Here is a 5,452-nt window from a genome sequence, read left to right on the forward strand (position 1 = left end):
ACACATCCGTCACCACGAAAGCAGGATCGACATGGGACGCATCGAACCTACAGAACGTTTTAAGGGACGCACCGCCATCGTCACCGGCGCCGCTCAGGGCATCGGCGAGGCGTACGCCCGCGCACTGGCTGCTGAAGGCGCCAATGTTGTTGTCGCCGACCTCAATCACGAACTCGGCGAATCGGTGGCCAAACAGATCTCCGCCGACGGTGGTACCGCGGTGTTCAAGGAGGTCGACGTTGCCGATGGCGCTTCCGCGCAAGCGCTCGCCGACTTCACGATCGGGCAGTTCGGAAGCATCGAACACCTGGTCAACAATGCTGCCATCTACGGCGGCATGAAGATCGACTCACTACTGACCGTCGACTGGGAGTACTACCGCACGTTCATGAGCGTGAACATGGACGGCGCACTACAGGTCTGCCGGGCAGTAGTGCCCCACATGCGCGCCAACGGTGGTTCGATCGTGAACCAATCGTCCACGGCCGCCTGGCTGTACTCCGGTTTCTACGGCCTCGCCAAAGTGGGGATCAACGGACTGACTCAGCAATTGGCCACCGAACTCGGTTGGTCCAAGATCCGGATCAACGCGATCGCTCCCGGACCGATCGACACCGAGGCCACCCGCACCGTGACACCGGGCAACATCGTCAAGGACATGGTCAGACGGATTCCACTGCAGCGCATGGGAACACCGGAAGACTTGGTGGGCATGTGCCTGTTCCTGCTCTCCGACGAGGCGAGTTGGGTGACGGGCCAGATCTTCAACGTCGACGGCGGGCAGGTGTTCCGATCGTGACCGAGAATGCCGACACGCCCACGCTCGGCTACATCGGACTGGGCAACATGGGAGCGCCCATGGCGACTCGACTCCTCGACTGGCCCGCCGGACTGGTGGTGTGTGACGCGCGAGCCGAAGCGCTCGAGCCGTTCACTGCGGCGGGCGCACGTCCAGCACGTACACCGGCCGACGTCGCAGCCACGGCGAATGTCATCTCGGTAACCGTGCTCGACGACGCTCAAGTGCGCGACGTCGTCACCGGACCGGACGGCATTCTCGCCACTGCTCGCCCCGGAACCGTCATCGCCGTCCACTCGACCATCTCCGACACCACCGCGGTGGAGTTGGCCCGGATCTGCAAAGAGCACAGTGTGTCCTTGATCGACGCCCCCGTCAGCGGCGGCGCTCCCGGCGCAACGCAGGGCAAGCTCGCCGTGATGATCGGCGGGCCGATCGAAGCGTTCGAGCGGGTCCGTGAGCCGTTCGGATGTTGGGCGGAACTGGTGGTCCACGCCGGAGACGTCGGCGCCGGCACCCGGATGAAGTTGGCGCGCAATCTTCTTCACTTTGTATCCTTCACCGCCGCAACCGAAGCGTCGCGATTGGCCGAAGCGGCCGGTCTCGACATCCGCACGCTGGGCAAGGTCGTACGCCATACCGACGCCATCACCGGTGGAGCCGGCGCCATCATGCTACGAGACACCACCGCGCAGGTTGACGAGAGCGATCCTTGGTATTCGATCCTTCGTCACGTCCGAAACCTGGGTGAGAAGGATCTGAGCCTGGCGCTCGATCTGGGTGATCGTCTCGGCCTCGAACTCCCTCTCGCCCACCTTGCTCTCACCGGACTCGGGGCTGGCCTCGGCGTCGACGCCGGGCTGGAAAACACCGGGCCCGAGAACACAGCGCTCTCAGGACCGCCAACCAAGGAGCAGTCATGACCGATCAGAACGGACACCCGATCTCCGAGGCCCGGGCACGTGGAGTGTCGAAAATGAACGAGGTGTACGGCTGGGAAATGCCTGCCGACGTTCCCGGCGACTTTTTTGCTGTCACTGCCGATCATCTGTTTGCCGATATCTGGACGCGGCCAGGGTTGTCGATCCGCGATCGACGACTGCTCCTCCTCGGCGCGATTACCGCCCAGGGACAAACTGACGTCGCAAAGATCCAGATCAATGCAGCGATCCTCAACGAAGAACTCACCGAGCAGCAAGTCGAGGAAGCTGCCATCTTCCTGTGCCACTACACCGGGTGGCCATTGGCAACAGGACTCAACAATGCCTTGATCTCGGTCAAGGCCGATCGCCGTAAGGCTGCCCGAGCTGCTGAGAAGGCTGCAACCGAACCGACGCCTGCGAAGGACTGACATCGCGATGACCCCTCCGAAACCTGCCGGACCGGCGCATGACACTGCCGGACCGGCGCACTCCATCCGGCCCGTCCCGGCAGACGACATCGACACATGGCACCTCGAGGCCGACGTCGTGATCGCCGGATACGGAATTGCCGGCGTCAGCGCCGCCATCGAAGCAGCCAAAACCGGTGCGGACGTCCTCGTCCTCGAACGCACCAGCGGATGGGGCGGGGCGGCGGCACTGGCCGGTGGGTTCATCTATCTCGGCGGCGGCACACCACTGCAGAAGGCCCTTGGTTTCGAGGACACCCCCGAGAACATGAAGACGTTCATGATGGCCGCACTCGGGCCGGGTGCCGACGAGGAAAAGATCACCGACTACTGCAACGGCAGTGTCGAGCACTACAACTGGCTGGTCGACAACGGAGTGCCGTTCAAAGAAAGCTTCTACGGCCAGCCCGGCTGGGAAACTCCGTTCGACGACGGCCTCATGTACTCGGGCGGCGAGAACGCCGCACCGTTCAACGTCATTGCCGATCCCGCACCGCGCGGGCATGTGCCGCAAATGAGCGACAAACGCACCGGAGAAAAGGGCGGCGGGTACATGCTGATGAAACCGCTCGTCGAGACTGCCGAAAATCTCGGTGTGCGGGCCGAACACGACATGCGAGTGCAGCGCCTCGTCGTCGACGGTGATCGCGTGGTCGGCATCATCGCCAAGCGTTACGGCAAGGAAGTGGCGGTGCGCGCTCGGACCGGCGTTGTTCTCGCAATGGGCAGCTTTGCCTACAACGAGGCGATGGTCGCGTCGTTTGCGCCGCGCCTGATCGGGCGTCCCGGTGCGGCGATCGAGGAACACGACGGTACCGGCATCCGGATGGCGCAAGCTCTGGGCGCCGACCTTGCTCACATGGACGCCACCGAGGTCGCGTTCTTCGGAGATCCCCAACTGATGGTGCGCGGGATCCTGGTCAACGGCCGCGGCCAACGCTACGTCAACGAGGACACGTACCCTGGCCGAATCGGCCAGGAAACGTTGCTCCGCAACAACAATGAGGCCTATCTGATCATCGATGAAGCCGCGTACGACGAAGGTTCCGCAGCAGACAGTTCCACACCGTTCTTCCGTTTCCGCCCCAAGTGGGTGGCCGAGACCGCCGCGGAACTCGAATCGGACATGGGATTACCCGAGGGCACGCTGCAGTCCACGGTCGAGGTGTACAACCGCCACGCCGAACGGGGCGAGGATCCGGTGCTCGGTAAGAAATCCGAATGGGTCAAGCCGATCGGTTCCCCGATTGCCGCCCTCGATCTTCGGGGTTTCACGGCAGGCTTCACGCTCGGCGGCCTGCGCACGTCGATCAATGCCGAGGTACTCCACGTTTCCGGCGAACCCATCCCCGGTTTGTTTGCCGCGGGCCGCTGCACTGCCGGAGTCTGTGCCGGCGGGTATGCGTCGGGAACATCGCTTGGTGACGGCAGTTTTTACGGGCGCCGCGCCGGGATCAGCGCAGCCAAGGGATAGCGGGCACAGTCGGGCAGTGTGGTTCTCGTGCCGACCAGTGGGACTCGCACAACGGTCCGGCAGGTTCTCGCCGTTATCGTCGGAGAAAGAAACCATACGAGATGGAGTCGACGATGAACATCACTGTGCCCGAGGGCAAAGATCCCATCGAATACGTGTGGGGTGACATGGTTCCCGACATCGGGCGAGCAGCGTCGAGGCTCTCCCGCGCAGTCACCACGAAGTCGACTCTTGGCCTACGCGAGTTCGAGGCCGCACGGTTGCGGATCGCACAGATCAACGGCTGTATTGTCTGCATGGACTGGCGTACCGAACGCGACGGAGTCAAGGTTGAGGACACTTTTGCCGACGCCGTCGAAAACTGGGACACCACCGACGCTTTCGATGACCGCACGCGACTGGCCGCTGAGTACGCGCAGCGCTACGCGTTGGATCACCACGGACTCGACGACGCATTCTGGGAACGGATGAGTTCTCAGTACAGCCAAGCGGAGATTGTCGAACTCTCGATCAGCATCGGGTCGTGGATCACGTCCGGTCGGCTCAATCACGTCCTCGGACTCGACACGGTCTGCGTACTCCCAGGTCAGTGAGGCTGTGCGTGCCACACCGGCCGGGCGCGTCTGTCACAGTTATCGCTGGGTACCGATCGCGTCGGCGATCATGGGCCAGGAATTATGCAGATCGTCCTGCCAGTAACCCCACGAGTGAGTGCCGGTCGGCCGGAAGTCGTACGTCGCCGGGATTCCCAAGGAATTGAGACGATCCGCAAGACGCTGCGTGCACTGATTTGTCCCCGCCTCGATGACCCCGCCCACGATCACCTGGTTGGCGAGGACGCCGAGGTCTCCGTTGACCATCGGCCCGGCCAGAGTCTCGTGCGGGCCGGGTAGACCGCTTCCGTTGCTGATGTACAGATCGATGCCACGCAACTTATCCGCGTTGACAACCGGATCGTTTGCCACCCAGGCCGGGCTTCCGGGCGGGCCCCACATGTTGTTGACGTCGCCGCCACGGAAGCTGACCACGAAGGTGACGTAGTCCTGGCCGGGCTGGGTGCTCGTCTCAGCACATCCACTGAACGCTCCGACCGCGCGATATACCGACGGCGCTGCTTCGGCCAGACTCAGAACCGATGTGCCGGCCATCGACAGACCCGCGACGGCATTCTCCCCGGTTGTCCCGAGGGTCGCGTCGACGATCGGGGGAAGTTCCTCGGTCAGGAATGTCGTCCATTTGTTGAGTCCGAGAGCCGGATCGGGTTGCTGCCAGTCGGTGTAGTAGCTGTAGGCGCCGCCGATGGGATTGACGACATTGACATTCTTGTCGCCGAAGAAATTGACGACGTCTGTTCTAGTCTGCCAGGTCGCCGAATCTTCGCCGCCGCCGGCGCCGTTGAGCAGATAGAGCGTCGGTCGCGGCGCGCTGGCGTCCGCTGGGAGGATCACCTCGAGCGGTATCACTTTGTCCATCGCCGCCGAGCGCACGTACATCATCAGTTGACGGTCGTTGACCACTTCGATGCGATCGAGGGCGGAACCGTCCGCCGATGTCGGTGTGCCCGCGGGAAGGGACCGAGTCTGATCGGCAGACGCCAGCGCTACTTCACCGAACAATCCCGTCGACGCAATGAGGACGCCAACCAGTAGTGCCCGACTGTGTCTGATCCTTCTCATTGCCGCTCCTCGTGCTCGATTGCGGTGCCCGAAAACGGCATGGTCGCTCTTGTGTCATTCCCCCACAGTCCAATCCGAAAACATCACGCGATCGGCACTGTGCGCGAACGGGT

At 63.0% G+C, this 5,452-nt stretch carries 6 protein-coding genes; 5 read left to right on the plus strand and 1 reads right to left on the minus strand.

Annotated elements, in window-relative coordinates; genetic code table 11:
- Positions 1-31: 31 nt before the first annotated feature.
- The 5 genes from FFI94_RS17435 (at position 32) to FFI94_RS17455 (ending at position 4,256) form a co-directional block, all read left to right on the plus strand.
- On the plus strand, positions 32-799 hold the full coding sequence (locus FFI94_RS17435) for an SDR family oxidoreductase (protein ID WP_138868944.1): 768 nt from the start codon (positions 32-34) through the stop codon (positions 797-799).
- Positions 796-1,722 (plus strand): NAD(P)-dependent oxidoreductase, encoded by a 927-nt coding sequence (locus tag FFI94_RS17440; RefSeq protein ID WP_260684175.1) that lies wholly within the window; start codon positions 796-798, stop codon positions 1,720-1,722. The genes FFI94_RS17435 and FFI94_RS17440 overlap by 4 nt, the downstream gene beginning before the upstream one ends.
- Complete coding sequence (locus FFI94_RS17445; RefSeq protein ID WP_138868945.1) at positions 1,719-2,150, plus strand: carboxymuconolactone decarboxylase family protein; 432 nt, start codon at positions 1,719-1,721, stop codon at positions 2,148-2,150. Before FFI94_RS17440 ends, FFI94_RS17445 begins: the two co-directional genes overlap by 4 nt.
- A gap of 7 nt (positions 2,151-2,157) precedes the next feature.
- Positions 2,158-3,663, plus strand: coding sequence for an FAD-dependent oxidoreductase (locus FFI94_RS17450; protein WP_138868946.1), 1,506 nt, complete (start codon positions 2,158-2,160; stop codon positions 3,661-3,663).
- A 113-nt stretch (positions 3,664-3,776) separates the two neighbouring features.
- Positions 3,777-4,256, plus strand: a complete 480-nt coding sequence (locus FFI94_RS17455) for a carboxymuconolactone decarboxylase family protein (RefSeq protein WP_138868947.1) — start codon at positions 3,777-3,779, stop codon at positions 4,254-4,256.
- 39 nt (positions 4,257-4,295) lie between these two features.
- On the opposite strand, the gene FFI94_RS17460 is transcribed toward FFI94_RS17455, so the two are convergent.
- Positions 4,296-5,339 (minus strand): alpha/beta hydrolase family protein, encoded by a 1,044-nt coding sequence (locus FFI94_RS17460; protein ID WP_138868948.1) that lies wholly within the window; start codon positions 5,337-5,339, stop codon positions 4,296-4,298.
- Positions 5,340-5,452: the final 113 nt, after the last annotated feature.

This window comes from Rhodococcus sp. KBS0724, from assembly GCF_005938745.2.
GTDB lineage: Bacteria > Actinomycetota > Actinomycetes > Mycobacteriales > Mycobacteriaceae > Rhodococcus_F.